The following is a 299-nucleotide window of genomic DNA, read 5'->3' as shown; positions in this document are numbered from 1 at the left end:
CCCCCCCCCCCCCCCCCCCCCCCCCCCCCCCCCCCCCCCCCCCCCCCCCCCCCCCCCCCCCCCCCCCCCCCCCCCCCCCCCCCCCCCCCCCCCCCCCCTCCCCCCCCCCCCCCCCCCCCCCCCCCCCACATCTTACTGTTCGTCGGCAGCGTCAGATGTGTATAAGAGACAGGAGCTACGACGGACGGCTGGTGGCCGGGCGGGGGACGGCGGGGGATGCGCTGATCCGCGCTGCCGGCATGGTGAATGCCGCGGCGGATATCCAGGGCTTTTTGCCGATGAATCCGGAAGCCTGGCTC

1 pseudogene is annotated in these 299 nt (G+C 78.6%); it reads left to right on the top strand.

The features are described from left to right. Positions 1–299 (top strand): annotated as a pseudogene (locus JHD62_RS22130) (hypothetical protein); the annotation flags it as partial.

This window comes from Aquitalea sp. ASV11 (assembly GCF_016429185.1).
GTDB classification, from domain to species: domain Bacteria; phylum Pseudomonadota; class Gammaproteobacteria; order Burkholderiales; family Chromobacteriaceae; genus Aquitalea; species Aquitalea pelogenes.
This window is presented reverse-complemented; position numbering and strand designations above follow the sequence as displayed.